Annotated in this window: 21 protein-coding genes; 13 read left to right on the top strand and 8 right to left on the bottom strand. The window is 74.2% G+C overall.

The window, feature by feature from the left end:
• Positions 1–372: 372 nt before the first annotated feature.
• The 5 genes from H9657_RS19765 to H9657_RS19760 all read left to right on the top strand — a co-directional run bounded on the left by H9657_RS19765 (position 373) and on the right by H9657_RS19760 (position 5,825).
• Positions 373–2,412 carry a glycoside hydrolase family 11 protein gene (locus H9657_RS19765; RefSeq protein WP_191784492.1) on the top strand — a complete coding sequence of 680 codons (2,040 nt, stop codon included), beginning with the start codon at positions 373–375 and terminating at the stop codon, positions 2,410–2,412.
• Between the two features lie 137 nt (positions 2,413–2,549).
• Entirely contained in the window at positions 2,550–3,179 is a 630-nt protein-coding gene (locus H9657_RS16330) for an FMN-binding negative transcriptional regulator (RefSeq protein ID WP_191784491.1), read from the top strand.
• Positions 3,180–3,252: 73 nt separating this feature from the next.
• Positions 3,253–3,717, top strand: a complete 465-nt coding sequence (locus H9657_RS16325) for a GNAT family N-acetyltransferase (protein WP_191784490.1) — start codon at positions 3,253–3,255, stop codon at positions 3,715–3,717.
• Positions 3,714–4,310 carry a class I SAM-dependent methyltransferase gene (locus H9657_RS16320; RefSeq protein WP_191784489.1) on the top strand — a complete coding sequence of 199 codons (597 nt, stop codon included), beginning with the start codon at positions 3,714–3,716 and terminating at the stop codon, positions 4,308–4,310. Before H9657_RS16325 ends, H9657_RS16320 begins: the two co-directional genes overlap by 4 nt.
• A 180-nt stretch (positions 4,311–4,490) precedes the next feature.
• On the top strand, positions 4,491–5,825 hold the full coding sequence (locus H9657_RS19760; RefSeq protein ID WP_191784488.1) for a cellulose binding domain-containing protein: 1,335 nt from the start codon (positions 4,491–4,493) through the stop codon (positions 5,823–5,825).
• Positions 5,826–6,066: 241 nt separating this feature from the next.
• Here the strand turns inward: H9657_RS19760 and H9657_RS16310 are convergent, their stop codons facing one another.
• The 3 genes from H9657_RS16310 to H9657_RS16300 are packed head-to-tail and all read right to left on the bottom strand — an operon-like array spanning position 6,067 to position 7,477.
• Positions 6,067–6,471: a fluoride efflux transporter FluC gene (locus tag H9657_RS16310; protein WP_191784487.1), complete on the bottom strand. Its 405-nt coding sequence runs from the start codon at positions 6,469–6,471 to the stop codon at positions 6,067–6,069.
• Positions 6,468–6,953 carry a fluoride efflux transporter FluC gene (locus H9657_RS16305; protein WP_318241557.1) on the bottom strand — a complete coding sequence of 162 codons (486 nt, stop codon included), beginning with the start codon at positions 6,951–6,953 and terminating at the stop codon, positions 6,468–6,470. Before H9657_RS16305 ends, H9657_RS16310 begins: the two co-directional genes overlap by 4 nt.
• On the bottom strand, positions 6,941–7,477 hold the full coding sequence (locus H9657_RS16300) for a universal stress protein (protein WP_191784486.1): 537 nt from the start codon (positions 7,475–7,477) through the stop codon (positions 6,941–6,943). The genes H9657_RS16305 and H9657_RS16300 overlap by 13 nt, the downstream gene beginning before the upstream one ends.
• Positions 7,478–7,678: 201 nt before the next feature.
• Between H9657_RS16300 and H9657_RS16295 the strand changes: the two genes are divergently transcribed.
• From H9657_RS16295 to H9657_RS16275, 5 genes are all read left to right on the top strand, one after another.
• On the top strand, positions 7,679–8,482 hold the full coding sequence (locus H9657_RS16295) for an SDR family oxidoreductase (protein WP_191784485.1): 804 nt from the start codon (positions 7,679–7,681) through the stop codon (positions 8,480–8,482).
• A 110-nt stretch (positions 8,483–8,592) separates the two neighbouring features.
• Positions 8,593–10,350: a putative bifunctional diguanylate cyclase/phosphodiesterase gene (locus H9657_RS16290; RefSeq protein ID WP_191784484.1), complete on the top strand. Its 1,758-nt coding sequence runs from the start codon at positions 8,593–8,595 to the stop codon at positions 10,348–10,350.
• 56 nt (positions 10,351–10,406) lie between these two features.
• Positions 10,407–10,661 carry a type II toxin-antitoxin system Phd/YefM family antitoxin gene (locus H9657_RS16285; RefSeq protein WP_191784483.1) on the top strand — a complete coding sequence of 85 codons (255 nt, stop codon included), beginning with the start codon at positions 10,407–10,409 and terminating at the stop codon, positions 10,659–10,661.
• Positions 10,646–11,044: a PIN domain-containing protein gene (locus tag H9657_RS16280; protein ID WP_191784482.1), complete on the top strand. Its 399-nt coding sequence runs from the start codon at positions 10,646–10,648 to the stop codon at positions 11,042–11,044. The genes H9657_RS16285 and H9657_RS16280 overlap by 16 nt, the downstream gene beginning before the upstream one ends.
• Positions 11,045–11,107: 63 nt before the next feature.
• Positions 11,108–11,563 (top strand): GNAT family N-acetyltransferase, encoded by a 456-nt coding sequence (locus tag H9657_RS16275; protein WP_191784481.1) that lies wholly within the window; start codon positions 11,108–11,110, stop codon positions 11,561–11,563.
• 34 nt (positions 11,564–11,597) lie between these two features.
• Here H9657_RS16275 and H9657_RS16270 read toward each other — a convergent pair whose 3' ends face one another.
• Complete coding sequence (locus tag H9657_RS16270; protein ID WP_191784480.1) at positions 11,598–12,227, bottom strand: maleylpyruvate isomerase N-terminal domain-containing protein; 630 nt, start codon at positions 12,225–12,227, stop codon at positions 11,598–11,600.
• A gap of 80 nt (positions 12,228–12,307) precedes the next feature.
• Here H9657_RS16270 and H9657_RS16265 point away from each other — a divergent pair, with 80 nt between their 5' ends.
• The 3 genes from H9657_RS16265 to H9657_RS16255 all read left to right on the top strand — a co-directional run bounded on the left by H9657_RS16265 (position 12,308) and on the right by H9657_RS16255 (position 14,793).
• Entirely contained in the window at positions 12,308–13,558 is a 1,251-nt protein-coding gene (locus tag H9657_RS16265) for an MFS transporter (RefSeq protein ID WP_191784531.1), read from the top strand.
• Positions 13,555–14,100 carry a DinB family protein gene (locus H9657_RS16260; RefSeq protein ID WP_191784479.1) on the top strand — a complete coding sequence of 182 codons (546 nt, stop codon included), beginning with the start codon at positions 13,555–13,557 and terminating at the stop codon, positions 14,098–14,100. Before H9657_RS16265 ends, H9657_RS16260 begins: the two co-directional genes overlap by 4 nt.
• A 93-nt stretch (positions 14,101–14,193) precedes the next feature.
• Positions 14,194–14,793 carry a YdeI/OmpD-associated family protein gene (locus tag H9657_RS16255; protein WP_191784478.1) on the top strand — a complete coding sequence of 200 codons (600 nt, stop codon included), beginning with the start codon at positions 14,194–14,196 and terminating at the stop codon, positions 14,791–14,793.
• 454 nt (positions 14,794–15,247) lie between these two features.
• Here the strand turns inward: H9657_RS16255 and H9657_RS16250 are convergent, their stop codons facing one another.
• From H9657_RS16250 to H9657_RS16235, 4 genes are all read right to left on the bottom strand, one after another.
• Positions 15,248–15,466, bottom strand: a complete 219-nt coding sequence (locus H9657_RS16250; protein ID WP_191784477.1) for a PLDc N-terminal domain-containing protein — start codon at positions 15,464–15,466, stop codon at positions 15,248–15,250.
• A 31-nt stretch (positions 15,467–15,497) separates the two neighbouring features.
• Positions 15,498–16,151, bottom strand: a complete 654-nt coding sequence (locus tag H9657_RS16245) for a hypothetical protein (RefSeq protein WP_191784476.1) — start codon at positions 16,149–16,151, stop codon at positions 15,498–15,500.
• A 434-nt stretch (positions 16,152–16,585) separates the two neighbouring features.
• Positions 16,586–17,221, bottom strand: a complete 636-nt coding sequence (locus H9657_RS16240; protein WP_191784475.1) for a DUF3800 domain-containing protein — start codon at positions 17,219–17,221, stop codon at positions 16,586–16,588.
• Between the two features lie 128 nt (positions 17,222–17,349).
• Positions 17,350–19,233: a DUF6895 family protein gene (locus H9657_RS16235; RefSeq protein WP_191784474.1), complete on the bottom strand. Its 1,884-nt coding sequence runs from the start codon at positions 19,231–19,233 to the stop codon at positions 17,350–17,352.
• Positions 19,234–19,331: the final 98 nt, after the last annotated feature.

Here is a 19,331-nt window from a genome sequence, read left to right as displayed (position 1 = left end):
GTCGACGTCGACCGCGGCACCTCGTGCTCTTCCCGGCACCTCGTGCATCTCCCGACCCTCCCGCCACGCCGACGGCTCCGATCGTCTGCCGCCGGCGGCCCCGATCGTTTTCGAGGAGTCGCAGCCCACCCGGCGGACCTCAGGTCGGCACAGGCTCAGCCACCACCCGCCCGAGTACACCGCCCGGCCTTAAACGGTTTGCACCTCCGCAGGGCTGTTCACCTGCGCATTCACCTCGGTCACACTGGCCGAGTCCGGTGTTTCGAGGCGCCACCCGCGCCCGACGCACCTCCTCACGAGCCGGTGAGCGCCACCTGACCCGCCGGCCCCCACCCTGCCCCACCAGATGTGCCCGCACAAAGGAGCCCTTTGATGCTCGATACTTTCGACACGGCCCGACCGGCCCGGAGAGGGCAGCGCACCGTGCGCGCCCTCCTGGGCACGGTCGCCGCCGCGACGCTGGCCCTCGGCGGCGTCGCCGTGGCCGCGCCCGCGACCGCGGCCACGATCACCACCAACGGGACCGGCACGGACGGCCTGTGGTACTCGTTCTGGACCGACAGCCCCGGCACGGTCTCCTCCGAGATGAACGGCGGTGGCAAGTACACGACGCGGTGGCAGAACACCGGCAACTTCGTCATCGGCAAGGGCTGGCAGACCGGGACCGGCCGCGCCGTGTCCTACTCGGGGTCGTTCAACCCCTCGGGCAACGCCTACCTGACGCTCTACGGGTGGACCAACGGTCCGCTGATCGAGTACTACATCGTCGACTCGTGGGGCACCTACCGCCCGACCGGCACGTTCAAGGGCACCGTCAACGCCGACGGCGGCACGTACGACATCTACGAGACGACGCGCGTCAACGCCCCGTCGATCGAGGGTGACAGCTCGACCTTCAAGCAGTTCTGGTCGGTGCGCCAGCAGAAGCGCGTGGGCGGGACGATCACCGCGCAGACGCACTTCGACGCGTGGGCGTCCAAGGGCATGCAGCTCGGCCGGCAGAACTACCAGATCATGGCCACCGAGGGCTACCAGTCCTCCGGCTCCTCGGACATCACGGTCTCCGAGGGCTCCTCCGGCGGCAACACCGGGGGCAACACGGGCGGGAACACGGGCGGCAACACCGGTGGGAACACCGGCGGCGGCACGTCCAGCGGCTGCACCGTGACCGCGACGAAGGCCGAGTCGTGGAGCGACCGGTTCAACGTCACGTACACCGTCTCGGGCGCCACCAGCTGGACCGTCACGGTCAGCCCCGGCTCGGGCCAGTCGATCCAGAGCTCGTGGAACGCGACGCGCTCGGGCAACACGTTCACGTCGGCCGGCAACCAGAGCTTCGGCGTGACGTACTACTCCGGCGGCAACAGCAGCACGCCGTCCGCCACCTGCGCCGCGGCCGGCGGCAGCACCGGTGGGAACACGGGCGGCAACACCGGTGGGAACACAGGTGGTGACACCGGCGGCAACACCGGGGGCAACACGGGCGGCAACACGGGCGGCGGCACGCAGAACTGCTCCGCCGGCTACGTCTCCCTGACGTTCGACGACGGCCCGAACTCGGGCACGACGAACCAGATCATCAGCGCCCTGCGGGCCGCCAACGCGACCGCCACGGTCTTCCCGACCGGCCAGAACGCGCAGAACAACGCGTCCCTCATGCAGGCCTACAAGAACGCCGGCCTGCAGATCGGCAACCACAGCTGGGACCACCCGCACCTGGTGAACATGAGCCAGAGCGACGTCCAGTCGCAGCTCTCGCGGACGCAGCAGGTCATCCAGAGCACCGCCGGCGTGACGGCGCAGATCTTCCGTCCCCCGTACGGCGAGGTCAACGGCACCGTCAACTCGGTCGCCTCCGGCCTCGGCCTTCGGGTCGTCACGTGGGACGTCGACTCCAACGACTGGAACAACGCGTCGTCGCAGTCGATCCGCTCGGCGGCCTCGCGTCTGACCAACGGCCAGATCATCCTCATGCACGACTGGCCCGCGGCGACCGTGCAGGCGCTGCCCGGCATCCTGCAGGACCTGCAGTCGCGCAACCTGTGCACCGGTCACATCTCCGCGTCGACCGGCCGCGCGGTCGCTCCGGCCGGTGGCAGCACCGGCGGCAACACGGGCGGCAACACGGGTGGCAACACCGGCGGGAACACGGGCGGCAGCACGGGCTCGTGCACCGTCACCGCCACCAAGGCCGAGTCGTGGAGCGACCGGTTCAACGTCACCTACACCGTCTCCGGCGCCACCAGCTGGACCGTGACGGTCAGCCCCGGCTCGGGCCAGTCGATCCAGAACTCCTGGAACGCCACCCGCTCGGGCAACACCTTCACGTCGGCAGGCAACCAGAGCTTCGGCGTGACGTACTACTCCGGCGGCAACAGCAGCACGCCGTCGGCCACCTGCGCCGCACGCTGACGCACGCACCACGCACCACGCACCACCCAGCACGACCCTCGGGCCGTCCGCCGGAGCACTCCTCCGGCGGGCGGCCCCGAGCCGTCACGGCCTGAATGCACGCGACGCCGGCCGCGCCCGTCGCTACGCTCCGACGGGTGTACGTACCCGTCTTCAACGCCCTCGACGACGCCGGCGAGATCCGCGCGCTCGTCGCGTCGGTCGGCACGGCCGAGCTGGTGACCGTCGGCGCCGACGGCTACCCGACGTCGACGCTCCTGCCCGTGGTCTGGGACGGGGACCGGCTCGTCCTGCACATGGCACGCGCCAACCCGCAGTGGCGGACCATCGGTGACGACGCACCGGCCCTCGCCGTCGTCACCGGCCCGCAGGCGTACGTCTCCCCCACCTGGTACCCCAGCAAGGCCGAGCACGGGCGCATGGTCCCGACGTGGAACTACTCGGCCGTGCACCTCACCGGCCGGGCCCGCGTGCGCACCGACGCGTCGTGGCTGCACGAGGCGGTCACGCTGCTCACCGACCACCACGAGTCCGGCCGCGCCGACCGCTGGCAGGTCACCGACGCCCCGGCGGCCTTCGTCGAGAAGCAGCTGCGGGCCGTCGTCGGCATCGAGGTGCTGGTCGAGCGCGTCGAGGCCAAGGCGAAGCTGAGCCAGAACCGCTCGGCGGCGGACCACGCGGGCGTCGTCGACGGGCTGGACGCGCAGGACGACGCCCAGGCGGCGGCGGTCGCGCACGCGATGCGCACCCACGGCACCCGCGCCTGACACCACCCCCGTCGCGAGAGGTCGATCGAGCCAGGCGTGGAGTCCGACCTGTCCGCTTCGGTACGTTCGTGCCGTGCTCCGCGCCGCGACCCTTGCCGACCTGCCTGCCGTCCAGCGCCTGTACGGGGTCCTCCACCCCGACGAGCCGCCCGTCGCGCCGGCAGAGGCCCGCCGGATCCTGCAGCGCATCCTCGACACCCCGGGCACCGACGTCCTGGTCCTCGAGGACGACGGAGGGGTGGTCGCCACCGCGTGCCTCGTCGTCGTGCCCAACCTGTCGCGCGGCGGACGACCCTGGGCGGTCGTCGAGAACGTCGCCGTCGACGCCACCGTGCAGCGGCGCGGTCACGGCCGGCGACTGGTCGGCGACGTCCTGCAGCGCGCGTGGGACGCCGGCTGCTACAAGGTCATGCTGCAGACGGCGGCCACCGGCGAGGACGTCCACGCGTTCTACCGGGCGTGCGGCCTGACGTCGCGGACCAAGACCGCGTTCATGGCGTACGCCCCGGGGCTCGCCCCCGTGGGAGCGGCCTCGTGAGCCCGCCGCAGGACAGGTGGAACCACAACCTGCACTACCACCAGCTCGTCCTCGACGCGGTCCCGGCGCACGCCCGCACGGCGCTCGACGTCGGCACGGGCGACGGTCTGCTCGCGGGGGACCTGCGCGAGCGCGTGCCGCACGTCGTCGCCATCGACACCGACGCCGACGTGCTCGCGCGGGCCCGTGCCGTCGGGGACGACATCGCCTGGGTGCGCGGCGACGGGCTGGCGGCACCGTTCCCGGCCGGGGCGTTCGACGTCGTCGCGTCCGTCGCGGTGCTGCACCACCTGCCCGACCTCGCCGACGGCCTGCGCCGGCTGTCGACGCTGGTCGCGCCGGGCGGCGTGCTCGTCGCCGTGGGGATGGCCCGGTCGACCGGCTGGCGCGACGCGCCCTGGGAGGTGGCGGGCGTCGTCCAGCACCAGGTGCTGCGGCGCACGCGGACGTACTGGGAGCACACCGCGCCGACGGTCTGGCCGCCCCCGCACACGTACGCGCAGATCAGGCAGGTCGCGCGCCACGAGCTGCCCGGCGTGCGGTGGCGGCGGCTGCCGCTGTGGCGCTACGCGCTGGTGTGGCACCGCCCCTGACGGGGGCCGGTGCGGGCGGGTCACCGGCACCGCCGGACAGATCCGTTGGTGCACGAACCGTTTCGGGCCCTACGCCGGACCCGTGGTGTATCGCTACATTCGCCGGACCGTGAACGTTCGCCCCCACGGTTCACCCGCGTCCGGCACCGGCGCCAGACGCCCCGGCAGGGAGGAACTCCTGTGCGACCTCGCATCGCGCCCTCACGTCTCCGCGCAGTGCTCGCGGCAGCCACCGCGGCACTCGTCCTCGGTGGCCTCGCGGCACCCGCATCAGCCCAACCCGCAGCCGCGCTGGCCGGTGGTGTCGCGCCCACCGCCGTGACCGCGGGCTGCGGCAGCGCGCCGCGCCTGGCGACGGGCAACCACACGATCACCAGCAGCGGCCAGCAGCGTCAGTTCCGGCTCGACGTGCCCGCCAACTACGACCCCAACAGGGCCTACCGCCTCGTGCTCGGCATCCACTGGTGGCACGGCACGGCCCAGGACGTCGTGAACGAGAACTTCTACGGCCTCAAGCCGCTGTCGAACAACAGCACGATCTTCGTCGCGCCCCAGGGCATCGACAACGCGTGGCCCAACAACAACGGCCGCGACGTCACGTTCATCGACGACATCCTGCGGACCGTCGAGGCCGCCCTGTGCGTCGACACGACGCAGCGGTTCTCCACCGGGTTCAGCTACGGCGGCGGCATGAGCAACGCGCTGGCCTGCGCCCGCGCCAACGTCTTCCGCGCCGTCGCCGTGCTCAACGGCGCGCAGCTGTCCGGCTGCGAGGGCGGCACCCAGCCCATCGCGTACCTCGGCTCGCACGGCGTCGTCGACAGCGTGCTGAACATCTCCCAGGGTCGCGCCCTGCGGGACCGCGCGCTGCGCAACAACGGCTGCCAGGCGCAGAACGCGCCCGAGCCGGCCGGCAACAGCGGTCAGCCGCACACCAAGACGACCTACCAGTGCCGTGACGGGTTCCCCGTCGTGTGGATCGCCAACGACAGCGACCACCAGTGGAACGCCGTCGACCGCGGCAAGCAGCAGTCGCACGTCCCCGGCGAGATCTGGCAGTTCTTCACGTCGCTGACGTCGACGACGAGCACGCCGACGCCCACCCCGACGGTCACCCCGACGCCCACCGTCACCCCGAACATCCCGACCCCGACGCCGACGCCGACCGTCACCCCGAACATCCCGACCCCGACGCCGACGCCGACCGTCACCACCCCGCCCCCGACGGGCGGCTGCACCGCGACGTACACCACCGGCAACTCCTGGCCCGGCGGGTTCCAGGGTGAGGTGACCGTGCGCGCCGGTGCGGCGGTCTCCGGGTGGACCGTCACGTGGCGCACGTCCGGCGAGCGGATCGACCAGCTCTGGAACGGCTCGCTGACCGTGCAGGGCGACCAGGTCACGGTCCGCAACGTCTCGTGGAACGGCTCGCTCCCGGCCAACGGGTCGGCGACGTTCGGGTTCCTCGGCGGCGGCTCGCCGTCGACGCCCGTGCTCACCTGCACCGCGAGCTGATCACCGGTGGGGTCCGACGCAACTGCGTCGGACCGCACCCCACCGCCCCCGACCCGGCCAGGTCCGCGCCTGCCGGGACGGGTTCCCCCGGTGTCCGGGGGTCCGGCGGGTCGCGCCGTCCTGGTGACACGGCGCGGCCCGCCTTCGGGCTCTGCACCCGCCCGCGCGTGCGGGGTGCCCGGTCCGGCGACGGGGCTCGTGTCCCCCGCGCCTGACGCGGGTGCCCCGCACCCGGGCGGGGTCAGGGTGCCGTGAGGGCCAGACCGGCCGTCGTGGCCGCCACGCAGGCCACGAGCATGCCGAGCGCGTGCAGCGCCGCGGCGGCGCCACGACCCGCGAGCAGCAGCCGGACGGCCTCGACGCTCGCGGTGCTGAACGTCGAGTAGCCGCCGAGGAAGCCCACCGCGAGCACCGCGCGCAGGTCGTCCTGGCCCGGGTGGCCCAGCAGCCAGCCCGTCAGGGCACCCAGCAGCAGGCACGCGGTGACGTTGACGACGAGCGTGCCCAGCGGGACCTGCGGGCCGGCGCCCCGCGCACCCGTCCGCCCGCGTCGGGCCGCGGCGCGGGTGCGGCCCGACACCCCGGTGTCGACCAGGAGGCGCGACGCCGCGCCGAGGCCGCCCGCGAGCGCGACCGCGACGATCACGGCTCCTCGCCCGCGTCGCCGCCGAGCGCGCCACGTCGCGGGAGGCTGCCCGCTGCCACGATCCCCACGCCTGCCGCCGCGAGGCCGAGCACCACGCTGCCCAGCGCGTACGCGACACCGGTCACGACGTGCCCGGCCGCGAGGAGCTGCTCGACCTCGAGCGCGAACGTGCTGTACGTCGTGAAGCCGCCGAGGACGCCCGTGCCGACGCCCAGGCGCACGGCCCGGCGCCGGCCGACGTCGGGACCACGCTGCAGGACGCCCAGCAGCGCACCGAGCAGGAGCGAGCCCAGGACGTTGATCGCGAAGGTGCGCCACGGCCACCCGCCCGGGGCCACGGGCTGCGTCAGCAGCGCGCGGACGAGCACACCGAGGGTGCCACCGGCGGCCACGAGCAGCGCGGCGGCGGCCAGCGGCAGGGCGTCGGCCGGTGCGGCTGCGGGCGGTGCGTCGGTGCCGTGCGGCGGCGTCAGCGCTGCCACGGCGCCCGCGGGTCCTGCCAGTCGGCGACGCTCAGCGGCACGGTGAGCACGGGACGGTGCTGGTGGTACGCGAGGTGCAGGGCGATCGAGCCCTCGAGCAGCTCCCGCAGCCGCCCGGAGCGGCTGCCGACGACGATCGCGGAGGCGTCGACGGCTCGCGCGAGGTGCGTCAGCGCCCGGTCGGGACGCCCCGCCAGGTAGTGCACACGCCACACGACCTGCTGCCCCGCGAGGTGCTCGGCGGCCTGCGCGCGCAGCTCGTCCCGCGTGCGCTGCCACGCGTCGTCGGTGTCGGCGTCCAAGGACATGTGGGCGACGGACCCGTCGGCGCGCTCGTGCACCACATACCGCGCGGGGTCGACGTAGGCCAGGTGCAGGTGCGGTGCGCCGACGGCCCGCCCCCACGCCGCGGCGGTGCGCACGACGAGCGGGTCCTGCCCGGGGACGACGCCCACGACCAGGGGGTGCCCGGCGGGGTCGACCATGCGGTCGAGAGCGGGCTGGGGGACCGGGCGTGCGTCCATGACCATCCTTCCGCGGGGAGCAGGAGGAACCGTCGCACGTCACGTGCGGCACGGCTCGCCCCCCGACGTCCGCGCCGGACCACACCCTACGGGCCGGGTGCGGGGTCGGGTGCCCGTTTTCGCCACCCGCTCGCCGGCCCGGTGGGGACGACCGGCAATCGACGTGCGCCGGGACGGCCCGGCCGTCTAGCGTCGCCCCTCATGAGCGAGGACCTGCGCGGACGTACCGCTGTCGTGACCGGGGTCAGCCGACGGCGCGGCATCGGGTTCGCGGTCGCGTCCCGGCTGGCCCGGGCGGGCGCGGACGTGTTCGTCCAGCACTGGGCCCCGCACGACGCCGAGCAGCCGTGGGGCGCCGACGACGTGCCCGCGGTGCTCGCGGCGCTCGAGGCCGAGCTCGTCCCGGGCGCGCGTCTCGCGGCGACGAGCCTCGACCTCGCGGCACCCACGGCCGGTGAGGAGCTGGTCGCGCGCGCCGTCGACGCGCTCGGCCACCTCGACGTGCTCGTCGCGAACCACGCGCGCAGCGGTGGTGACGGCCCGCTCGCCGAGCAGACCGCGCAGACGCTCGACGCGCACTGGGCCGTCAACACGCGCTCGACGATCCTGGCGACCAAGGCGTTCGCCGCGCAGCACGACGGGCGTCCCGGCGGGCGGGTCGTGTGGATGACGTCGGGGCAGGGGCACGGCGCGATGCCGCACGAGATCGCGTACGCCGCGTCGAAGGCCGCGCTCGCCGGGCTCACCGCCTCGGTCGCGCACGACCTCGCCGACCGCGGCATCCTGCTCAACACCGTGAACCCCGGCCCCGTCAACACCGGGTACCTCGACGTCGACGCCGAGGCGCGCTCTCCCGAGGAGCTCGCCGCGATCGTCGCGCACTTCCCCGGCGGCCGGTTCGGTGAGCCCGACGACCCCGCGCGGCTCATCGAGTGGCTCGTCTCCGACGCGGGCCGCTGGGTCGTCGGGCAGGTCCTGTCGACCGAGGGCGGCTTCCGCCGCTGACGCCCCCGACCGCCACGCGCGGTGTGGCGAGCGGGTGATCCTCCGGCGTGCCAGGCACGCCGAGCGCCGCAGACCTGGACGAACAGCCCGCCGGGCCCGAGTGTGGGCAGGTGGCTACGTCGACGCGCACCGGCACGTCCGACGTCCTGGTGCGCACGACCGCCTTCCTCTTCACCGTCGGCGGGGTGACCGCGGCCCTGCTCTCGCTCGACGTGGTGCGGGTCGAGGGACCGCGCGGCGTGCCCCTGCTGGTGCTCGCGCTGGCCGCGGTCGCCACCGGGCCGGTGCTCCTCGTCGTGGGGCCGCGGATCCCGACGCGCGGGATCGCCTTCACGGTGCTCGTCGGCGCGGCCGCGCTCGGCGTGGGGACGACGATGTCCCCGACGCTCACGCTCGCGATGGCGTCCGCGGCGATGGCCATGCTCGTCGCGATCGAGTCGATGCTCTTCCTGCGGCGGCGCGACGCGTGGGTGCTGGTCGCGGTGGCCGGTGCGTGCCAGGTCGGCCCGCTGCTGCTCGTGCACCACGTGCCCCTGCTGGTGTGCGCGGCGTACGTCGTGCTGTGGGGCGGCGTCGCGTGGGCGGTCGGCGTGCTGGCCCGGCACGCGTCGACGGCGGGCGTCGACGCGCTCACGGGGCTCGCGGACCGGCGCGCGTGGGACGCCGCGCTCGAGCACGCCATCGAGCGGCGCGAACGGCGCGGCCTGCCGCTGTCCCTCGCGCTCGTCGACATCGACCACTTCAAGCTCGTCAACGACGAGCGCGGTCACGCCGCCGGCGACGAGCTGCTGCGGGCGACCGCCGACGCGTGGCGCGAGCTGGACGTGCCGGGCATGGTGCTGGGCCGCCGCGGCGGCGACGAGTTCGCCGTCCTGCTGCCCGGCACCACCGGCACGCAGGCGCACGCCGTGGCCGACATGCTGTGCGCGGCCGCGCCGGCCGCGGTCTCGTGCGGCGTCGCCGAGCACGTCGAGGGCGAGACGGTGGCCGAGGTGCTGCGCCGCACCGACTCCGCGCTCTACGCCGCCAAGGCCGCGGGGCGCGGGCGCACCGTGCTGTCGGAGCGGCGACGCAGCCGGCTCGTCGACGACCTCGCGCGCAGCCTCGCGGCCGGCGACCTGCGCGTCGAGCTGCAGCCGATCATCGGGCTCCCCTCGCGCGAGGTCGTCGCGGTCGAGGCGCTCGCCCGCTGGGACCACCCCCGGCTCGGCCCCGTGCCGCCCCTGGAGTTCGTGCCCGCCGCGGAGGACGGCGGCGTCATCGACCAGCTCGGCACCGAGGTGCTGCGGCTCGCGTGCGCCGACGCCCACGTGCTGCAGCGCGCGTGGGGGCGGCCCGTGCACGTGGGCGTCAACGTCTCGGGGCGCGAGCTGGTCGGGCTGGGGTACGCCGACCGCGTGCTGCGGGCGCTGGAGGCCGCGCGCTGGCCGGCGTCGCAGTTCGTCCTCGAGGTGACCGAGAGCGTCGTCGAGGCGTCCGGGCCGGCCGCGCTGCGGGCGCTGGCGGCGCTGCGGGCCGGTGGCGTGCGCATCGCGATCGACGACTTCGGGACCGGCTACTCCTCGCTGAGCCGGCTCGACGAGCTGCCCGCGGACTTCCTCAAGCTCGACCGGCAGTTCCTCACGTCGCTGACGACGTCCACACGGCGCACGGGCATGGTCCGCGCGCTCCTCGGCCTGTGCGCCGAGCTCGACATGCTCGTCGTCGCCGAGGGCGTCGAGACGCCGGAGCAGGCGCGGCTCCTCGAGGAGCTCGGCTGCCCCGCCGCGCAGGGGTACCACTACGGCCGTCCCATGCCGGTCGCGGCGCTCGCGGCGACGTCGTGGCGGCTGGACGACGTGGTGCCACCGGTCGCGTCGGGCGGGTGACCGCAGGCGAGCGCGCAAGACTCTGATAATCAGATGTACCGGAGTACAGTGGCGTCATGCGCACCGTCACCGCCACACACGCGTCCCGCGGGTTCTCCGACCTGCTGGACGCCGTGGAGCGCGGCGAGACCGTCCAGGTCACCCGTGCCGGGCACGTCGTCGCAGAGCTCCGACCGGCGACCCCCTCCACGGGGCGTCGGCTGCGCGAGGCGCTGGCAGGTCTGCCCCCGCTCGACGACGACCTGGAGTCCGACATCGACGCGGCGACGTCGCTCCTGACCGACGACGGAGGACCGTGGGACGGCGCCTGATCCTCGACACCGGTGCCCTGATCGCGTTCGAGCGCGGCACGCTCCAACGGGATGCGCTCGACGACGACGACCTGGCCATCGCCGCGATCACGGTGGCCGAGTTCCGCACCGGCATCGAGCTGGCGGACACACCGGAGCGGGCCGCCGGCCGGGCACGGACGCTGACCGCGATCCTCGACGCGATCGTGGTCCTGGACTACACGGCGCGCACGGCCGCGGAGCACGCCCGGCTCCTCGCGCACGTCCGCCGGGCGGGTGCCGCCCGCGGCGCGCACGACGTGATCATCGCGGCGCACGCCGTCGAGCACGGACGCGCCGTGGTGTCGCTGGACGCACGGGCGCGCTTCGACGAGCTGCCGGGCGTGCTCACCGCGACGCCGTGACGCCCTCGGCCAGTGGACCGCTCACCCTCCCCCGCCGGCGCGCCGCTCGGTAATGTCGCGCCGGTGACGACGCACGACACGACGCGCCAGGGCACGTACGGCCTCGACGCCGCCCGCTACCGGTTCACGGCCGATCGCGCCGACGTCGACCGCGCGACCGTGCACCGTTGGCTGTCCGAGCGCTCCTACTGGGCGCGCGGCCGCGCCGCGGACGTCCAGGACGCCGCGATCGACGCGTCCCTCTGCTTCGGCGTGCTCGAACGGGCGTCCGGCCGCCAGGTGGCGTTCGCCCGCGTGGTCACCGACGGTGCGACCTTCGCGTGGCTGTGCGACGTGTTCGTCGACGACGCCGAGCGCGGGCACGGCATCGGGACGGCGCTCGTCGCGGGCGTCGTCGCGCACCTCGACGCGGCGGGCCTGCCGCGCGTGGTGCTCGCCACCGCCGACGCGCACGGGCTCTACGAGCGCTTCGGGTTCAGCCCCACGAAGCCGGGGATGTACATGGCGCGGCTGCGGTAGCGGGGGCTCCGGGGCAGCCGGACCACGCGTCGCGTCAGAACGCGTGGATGGGCTGCGCGCGCTCGCGGCGCGTGAGGGCCGCGACGACCCGCGCCTGCCCGTGCCGCGCGACCGCGAGGCGCGCGAGCAGGTCGCGCACGGGGTCGAAGACCTCGGCGGGCAGCGTGGGGGTGTCGATGCCGACGCTGACGGCCAGGTCGTCGGTGTGCACGACGACCTCCAGCAGGCGCGTCAGCAGGAAGTCCTCGCGGCGCATCGCCCACCCGGCCCACGGCACGGGCACCACGTCGCGCGCGGCACCGCTGGTCAGGGCGTCCCGGTAGGCCTCGCGGTGCTCGACGACACGGTCGTGCAGCGCGGCGGGCCCCGCGAGCGCGGCCGTCTCGTCGTGGCTGTGGTCGTTGATCGCGTCCTCGGGGGCCGCCGTCGGCCAGGCCGACCTCGCGTAGTGCTCGTCGGCGTCGGCCAGGACGGGCAGGTCCGCGGGGTCGAGGGCGACGACCTGCGCCGCGCGCACGACCTGGTTGCCCAGGTGGACGGCCAGCGCCCCGACGCTCATCTGCGGCAGGGCGCTCGGCTCCGACCAGCGCGCGGCGACCTCCGGCCGGTCGACGAGGTCGAGGACCGCGTCGGCGGCCTGGAAGAACGCGTCGTCACGGGTCATGCCGGAAGTCTGGCAGCGGGCACCGACGGGCCGAAAGAGCTCGCGGGGGGCGGCGGGGTGCTGGTTACCCTGACCGGGTGCTGACGCGCGTGGTCGAGACCGCCCTGCCCGAGCGCCTCGGTCGTCCGTTCCGGTGGCTGCTCGGTGCGTCGTGGTCGTCGAACCTCGGCGACGGGCTCGTGCTCGCGGCCGGCCCCCTGCTCGTCGCCTCGCGCACCGACCAGGCGTTCCTCGTCGCCCTCGCGGCGCTGCTGGGGTGGCTGCCGCCGCTGCTGTTCGGGCTGTTCGCGGGGGCCGTCACCGACCGTGTGGACCGGCGCCGGCTCGTCATGGCGATGGACGGCGCGCGGGTCGCGGTCCTCGCCGTCCTCGCGACGTGCGTCGCCGTCGAGGCCGCACCGATCTGGCTCGTCCTGACCGCGCTGTTCCTGCTGGGCACGGCCGAGACCTTCGCGGACAACGTGGGCAGCACCCTCACGCCGATGATCGTGCGACGCGACGACCTGGCCGTGGCCAACCAGCGGACCATGGCGGGGGTCATCGGGCTGAACCAGCTCGCGGGCCCGCCGCTGGGGGCGGCGCTGTTCGCCGCCGGGCAGTGGTCACCGTTCGCGGGGGCCGCCGTGCTCATGGCGGCGGGCGTCGTGCTCGTCTCGCGCGTCGTGCTGCCGCCGCACGGTCGCGAGGCGCACGAGCAGCGGACCGTCCGCGGCGACATCGTCGAGGGCGTGCGCTGGACCTGGCGCCACCCGGCCGTGCGCACGCTCGTCCTGACGATCCTCATCTTCAACGTGACGTTCGGCGCCGCGTGGTCCGTGCTCGTGCTCTACGCGCAGCAGCGCCTGGGCCTGGGTGACGTCGGCTTCGGCCTCGTGACGACGATGCAGGCGGTCGGCGGGATCGTCGGCGTCGCGGCCTTCGGGTGGCTGACGGCACGGGTCACGCTCACCGCGATCATGCGCGTCGGGCTGGTCGTCGAGACGCTCACGCACCTCGCGCTCGCGCTGACGACGAGCCCCTGGGTCGCGATGCCCGTGTTCTTCGTCTTCGGCGCCCACGCGTTCGTCTGGGGGACGACGTCCATCACCATCCGGCAGCGCGCCGTGCCGAGCGCGCTGCAGGGACGCGTCAACAGCGTGAACCTCATCGGCACGTTCGGGGGGCTGGTGGTCGGCGCCGCGGTCGGCGGGTGGCTCGCGCAGCACTGGGGCGTGACGGCACCGTTCTGGTTCGCGTTCGTCGGGTCGACGGTGTTCGTCGTGCTGATCTGGCGGCAGCTGCGACACGTCGCGCACACGGATGCGCAGCCGACCGCGGACCGGGCAGCATGACGGCCATGGAACCCCTCACGCCCGAGCGCGTCGACCCGCAGCACCGCGCCGACGAGGCGGCCACGCTGCTCGGCTTCCTCGACTTCCACCGCCGCACGCTGCTCCTGAAGACCGACGGGCTCGACGCCGAGGCCCTGCGCCGCCGCCTGCCGCCGTCGACGATGACCCTGGGCGGGCTGATCAAGCACCTGGCGATGGTCGAGGACAACTGGTTCTCCCAGGTGTGGCTCGACGAGCGGGTCGAGCCGTGGGCGTCGGCCGACTGGGACGCGGACCGCGACTGGGAGTGGACGAGCGCCGCCGACGACACCCCCGAGGAGCTGCGTGCGCAGTGGGACGCGTCGGTCGCGCGCTCGCAGCGCACCCTCGCGGCGGCGCTGGCCGCCGGCGGGCTCGACCAGGAGTCGCGCCGCCGGCACCACGCGACGGGAGAGCCCGTGTCGCTGCGGTGGATCCTCGTCCACATGATCGAGGAGTACGCGCGCCACAACGGCCACGCCGACCTGCTGCGCGAGGCGGTCGACGGCGCCACAGGCGAGTGACGACCGGACGATCGTGCGGGGTTGCCGTCGCTGGACGACGGCAACCCCACACGATCACGTCGGGTTGTCGGTGGGGGGCGGCAGGATGGCGACGTGGCCGACAACCTGCCCGAGCTGCTCCTCCCCGACGCGTCCGCGTGGCGCGCCTGGCTGACCGAGCACCACGCCCGCCCGACGGGCGTGTGGCTCGTCCTGCACAAGAAGGGCGGCGACGTCACGACGCTCACGTACGTGCAGGCGGTCGAGGAGGCGCTGTGCTTCGGCTGGATCGACGGCCAGGGGCGGCGCCGCGACGAGCACAGCAGCTTCCAGCGCATGACGCCGCGCCGGCCGCGCAGCGCGTGGTCCGCCGTCAACGTGGAGCGTGCCGAGCGCCTGGAGCGTGAGGGCCGCATGCACGACGCGGGCCGCGCGCAGGTCGCGGCAGCCCGGACCGACGGCCGGTGGGAGGCCGCGTACCGCGGCCCCGCGACCATCGAGGTGCCCGATGACCTGACGGCCGCGCTCGACGCCGTGCCCGCGGCGCGCGCGTGGTTCGACGCGCTGACGTCCGCCAACCGGTTCGCGGTGCTGCTCCGCATCGGTCAGGCCAAGCGTCCCGAGACCCGCGAGCGCCGCATCGCCGGGTTCGTCGCGGACCTCGCCGAGGGCCGGACGCCGTACCCGCAGAAGCGCCGGCCGGAGGGGCTGTGAGCGGTACGCCCCCGGTCGTCAGCAGCTCCCACCAAAGGCCCCGCCATGTGTAGCATGGGTGAGGCAGGACGCCTTCGGGCCTCCCGCATCGCCTTGGGCCCCGTACCTTCACCGGTGCGGGGCTCTCGTGCTTCTACGGCTCCCAGCACAGGTCGTGGACGACCACCGGCGCGATGTGCGACCAGATCAAGTCGTTGGCAGCCTGCGCGCGAGCATCTGGCTCGGTGTGAGTGCATCGACGCCGGTGCATGAACGTCACGAGGTCGGCCGCCTGGAGCAGCCGGGAGTGGTGTGACGGGGCTGGGGCAGCCTCCGGGTGCCGACGGACCCGACACCTCCCGTTTCTGCTAACGCAGGAATGGCGTCGGGGCGTGGCGCGCCGACGAGTTGAACCATCGACCCAGACACGCCAGTGGGCCCCGGGGTCATCACCTCGGGGCCCACTGTCATGAGGTCAGGCGCCTGACGTCGACCCGCGCCTCGAACGGACGGCCACGAAGGCCAGCCACAGCAGCGCGCCGATGAAGGGGACGGCGATCACGGCGACGGTCGAGAACACCTTCTGCGCGACGTCGGCCCCATCGCGCCGCCAGATCGACACGAGCGCCGCGATGGTGAGCGCCAGGTAGGCCACCACGATCACCACATGCGTGTACGACACGTTCACGAACACCGTTGCCTCCCTACGGGTTACCGGCAGGCTACTACTGCCAGAGCGAGCCCTGGGCGGTGGCGTTCAGGGCGTACGTCTCGGACCAGGAAACGGGGAACCCGCTGAAGAGCGCCGAGAACTTCCACTTGGCGTAGATGCGGCGCTGGTAGGTGCTGCCGCTGTCAGAGCACTCGGTCAGCTCGACGCCGATGCCGACGTTGTAGCTGACGACGCACTTGTGGATGCCCCTGACGCCGCGGTAGGTCGCCTTGATCCAGGCCCGCTCGCCGTCGTAGTAGAAGTGGCCGTACTGCACCTCCGTGTCGGTGCCGTTGAGCTGCTCCTGCCGGAAGTCCTTGGTGTACAGCGCGCCGGCGTTGACGGCGGCGGACATCGCGACGTACTCCGCCGCGCTGAGGGAGCCCCGCGCGGACGCGAGTTCGGTGGCGGTCACGCGACGCGCCGGGGAGGTCGTGAGCGTGGCCGTGCGGGTGCACACGTCGGTGCTGGCGTCCGTGGCCCCGGCCGCGATGGCAGCACCGACGGCCTCGACGCACTCGTCGTTGGTGACGGTCTTCGTCGACGCGGTGGTTAGCGACCTGTCCACGAGCGGCGGCAGCGGCGTGGCTGCCTGGGCCGGGATGCCGGCCGCGACCGCCAGGACGGCGGTCGTGGCGACGGTCAAGAAGGCATGACGGAACTTCATGATGCTCCCCCTGCTAGGGCCCGGGCTGGGGTGACGCACAGCGCGGCACCTCTCCGTTATGTCCCGATCCCGGACGGGACCTTGTCGGTCCTCGAACGCCCGCGTCAAGTGGCCGCGCGTGTCATGTCGTGACGGGTGTGACGCGACAACGAGCGGGACCTTCGACGTGTCGCCGCCCTCACCACGTCGTCATGTGAGGCACTGCCCCGTTGTTGCACGTCACCAGATCACCCGAGCGCGCGGAGAACACGTAGCCCGCACCCCCGGGGTCCTCTGGCAGATCACCTCAACCCAGCCGCTCGGGCTGGAGGGCGCGACCACCGGTGCGGCAGCCACCCCGGTCTGCATAACGACGCTGGTGCCCCACCCGATGGCGACTCCAGCGGCGAGGGTCAAGACAACGACACGAGTTCTCTGCTGCATGACAGATCGACCTAGCTCTTGGCCCAGTCGGGGCAGAGGGTGGTGGCCTTTTGGCCCGCGTCGATGAAGGCGACGATGGGGGCGAAGTGGATCGTGTCGATCAGCTGCCGGAGCCGCGTGCTGCGGTACCCCGGGGTCCCTCCGACGCGGAAGGTCCGGAAGTTCGTGCGATGACGCTCGTGCGTGTGCACCTCGTCAGCGAGGACGAGGGCGTGCGCCCCGGCAGACCGGGCGTAGTCGTTGACGCGCTCCAGCAGGTGCCCGAGGACGACCTCATGGGGAGCGTGGGGGTCGACGTACCGCTCGCGCTGCCTGCGGACGTTCATGCCCCGCAGCACCACCTCGGCGCCGGAGTCGCCGATGACCTCCATCGCCCTCTCGTACACGTTGATGCGGACACGTGTCGGGACCTCCCGCCACGCCTCCTTGCCCTGGAAGAGCGGGTTGCCGTGCATCTCGGTCGACGCCGCGAGGCCGAACCTCCCGCCGTAGTCACGCATGATCGCGTCGAGGCCGACCTCCACGCGCTCGGCTGCGGCACCGTCGACCACCACGGCTCCCAGGTAGAACCGATCCGCGGTGTATGACTCGTCGACGTACGCGAGGAGGAGTGGCGACGGGTGGTGGGTGTCCGACTCCCTCGACAACTCTCCTCCTCGTCCGGTCGAACCCGCAGCGCCAGGTCGATCTGCGCCGCGACACCGGAGCGACGTTCCTGGTATGCGACTTTCGGAGCGCAAGCGCGGACCGCAGCCAGTGACCTACCGCCACGTCCTCACGCCAGCGCCGCGCCCTCCAGGAGCGCCGGCAGCGCGAGCAGCGTCCACTGGGCGACGAGCTCGTCGCGCTCGGCGGGGTCGTCGCCCAGCGGTGCGCCGACGCCGCCCGTGAGCTGCTGCTGCCCGACCAGCCACTCGACCGCGTCGCGCACGACGCGGCGCGGGACGGCGGGCAGCCGCACCAGGCCCCGCACGACCACCGCGAGCACACCCACGTCGTAGGCCGCCACGGCGTCGGCCGCGGCGCGGACCAGCACGGACGCCGCCCGGGCGGCGGTGCCGGGTGCGACGTGCGGCGAGCGGCCGCGGCGCACGAGGTCGGCGGCGAGCGCGAGCGCGCGGGCGCGGCGGGCGTCCGGGTCGTCCGGCTCGGCGGCCGCGTCCGGGCCGTCGTCGACCCCGGCGAGCGACTCGACGTACCCCGTCCACCACCGTCCCCCGCGCGCGGCCGCGACGCGTTCGCGCGCACCGTCGACGGTGGTGTCGGTGACGGGCACGTCGGCGAGCACGTCCTCGACGGTCGTCAGCAGCGCCCGCAGCGGGGCGGGCAGGGGCACGACGACGCACGTGGAGGACCGCGCCGCACCGTCGCCCAGGCGTGCGGCCAGCTCCGCGACGTGCAGCCCGACGTCGCCCGGGACGGCTGCGAGGCGGCCCGCCACGTCGTCACCCGCGAGCGCCCCCCCGAGGCGGCTGCGGGCCGTCGCGACGTCACCGAGGGCCGCACGCGCCTCGACCGTCCACGCCGCGGCCCGCAGGTCGGTCGCCGGGACGTGCGCGTCGAGCCAGCCGGCGGCGTCGCGCACGGCACCGCGCACGTCGACGGCCGGCACGTCGACGGCCGGCACGTCGACCGCAGACGTGCCGACCGCAGACGCGCCGGGTGCCCCGTCGTGCGCGTGCCGCACCCACACCGGGCGCGCACCGTCCAGCACGCCCCTCGCCCGTCCGCGGTGCGCCACCGGTGCGTGGCGGTGCAGCAGGTCCTCGAGGGCCGCGACGATCGTCGTGTGGTACGCCGTCGCCCACCGCGACCACGCGGGGTCGGCCTGCGTCAGACGGTCCGGCACGACGCCCTGCGGGCCCTCGACGCGGCCGTCGGGCTCCTGCCAGGCGCGCAGCCACGCGCGGGCGTCGTCGTCGGCCGGCGAGGGACCCGCGCCGAGGCAGGTCAGGCACATGAGCAGCTCGCCGACCAGGTCCGCGTCCTGCCGGGCCCGGGCCAGCGCGAGACAGGCGCGCAGCAGCTCGGGGGCGCGCTCGGCGTCGCTGCCGGCAGGCCACGGGACGTCGCGGCAGCCGAAGTCGCTCGCGTAGAACACGGCGTGCGTGATCGCGTACGTGTCGGCCGTGCTCAGCTCGAGCACGTTGGGGTCCCCGGTGAGGACCGTGAGCGGCAGCGCCGTGCCGAGGCCCGCGACGTCGGACGGCAGCCCGGCGAGCTCGAGCGTGTGCAGCAGGTCGAGGTGCCGGTAGGGCACGCGCTCGAAGACGGTGGCGTACCGGCCGCGCACCGCGCGTTCGAGCACGTGCCGGAACGCCAGGTCCTCGCGCCCGCACAGCCGCAGCGCGGCGTAGGTGCCGGCGTACAGCAGCAGCGCGCGGCGGTCGCGCGCCGCGAGCTCGCGATACGACGGGCGCGCGGCGACCTCCGCGACGACGTCGAGCAGCCGCGCGTGGTCGGCGTCCAGCGGCGTCGGGTCGAGGCGCGCGCGCAGGCCGACGAGCAGCGCGACCTCGACGAGCGCCTTGCGCGCGAACAGCTCGGTCGACGGGTCGGCGAGGGCCGGGTCGAGGTGGTCGGCGTGCCGGGCCAGCCACGCGACGGCGCGCGCGCCGGTGCCGGCGGTGGTGCGTGGGACGTCCTGCACCTGCGTCATGAGGTCCTCCGGGTCGGGGGGCCGACGGGCCGTCGGCCGCGCGGTGCTGCCCCGGGCCGTCGTCGACCCGGGGCAGCGTGGTGGACGGACCCTGGTGA

It is taken from the genome of Cellulomonas avistercoris (assembly GCF_014836445.1).
Taxonomy (GTDB): Bacteria; Actinomycetota; Actinomycetes; order Actinomycetales; family Cellulomonadaceae; genus Cellulomonas; species Cellulomonas avistercoris.
The sequence above is the reverse complement of the archived record's forward strand: the minus strand, read 5'-3'. Positions and strand labels throughout refer to the sequence as shown.

Bases quoted from the DNA above. Each gene is read 5' to 3' on its own strand.
- H9657_RS19765 (WP_191784492.1), top strand. From the start codon at position 373: ATGCTCGATACTTTCGACACGGCCCGACCGGCCCGGAGAGGGCAGCGC.
- H9657_RS16300 (WP_191784486.1), bottom strand. From the start codon at position 7,477: ATGGACGCACGCCCGGTCCCCCAGCCCGCTCTCGACCGCATGGTCGAC.
- H9657_RS16295 (WP_191784485.1), top strand. From the start codon at position 7,679: ATGAGCGAGGACCTGCGCGGACGTACCGCTGTCGTGACCGGGGTCAGC.
- H9657_RS16285 (WP_191784483.1), top strand. From the start codon at position 10,407: ATGCGCACCGTCACCGCCACACACGCGTCCCGCGGGTTCTCCGACCTG.
- H9657_RS16270 (WP_191784480.1), bottom strand. From the start codon at position 12,227: ATGACCCGTGACGACGCGTTCTTCCAGGCCGCCGACGCGGTCCTCGAC.
- H9657_RS16260 (WP_191784479.1), top strand. From the start codon at position 13,555: ATGACGGCCATGGAACCCCTCACGCCCGAGCGCGTCGACCCGCAGCAC.
- H9657_RS16245 (WP_191784476.1), bottom strand. From the start codon at position 16,151: ATGAAGTTCCGTCATGCCTTCTTGACCGTCGCCACGACCGCCGTCCTG.
- H9657_RS16235 (WP_191784474.1), bottom strand. From the start codon at position 19,233: ATGACGCAGGTGCAGGACGTCCCACGCACCACCGCCGGCACCGGCGCG.